The 248-nt window shown below is 69.4% G+C and carries 1 protein-coding gene; it reads left to right on the forward strand.

Going from position 1 to position 248, the window contains the following annotated elements; all coding sequences use genetic code 11:
• A partial coding sequence (locus tag ACFHWE_RS23870) for a hypothetical protein (protein WP_416604126.1) occupies nucleotides 1-248 on the forward strand: 248 nt, incomplete at both ends.

Consider the following 248-nt stretch of genomic DNA (forward strand, 5'->3'; position numbering starts at 1 on the left):
GGTGGTCAACCCGGTGCGGTCGGCGGCGCGCAACCCCTTGTTCCAGGTCATGCTCACCCTCAGGCACGAGGACCTCGACACCCTCGACCTGGCGGGTACCGGTGCCGTCCCCGAGTTCGGCGACGACCTGGAGGCGGCCAAGTTCGACCTGAGTATCGGGTTCGGGACCGGCTCCGAGGGGTTGACCGGTCGGATCGGGTACGCGGTGGAGCTGTTCGACGAGGTGACGGTGCGGCGGATCGCCGACG

The sequence above is a fragment of the Nocardiopsis sp. LOL_012 genome, from assembly GCF_048060475.1.
Lineage (GTDB): Bacteria > Actinomycetota > Actinomycetes > Streptosporangiales > Streptosporangiaceae > Nocardiopsis.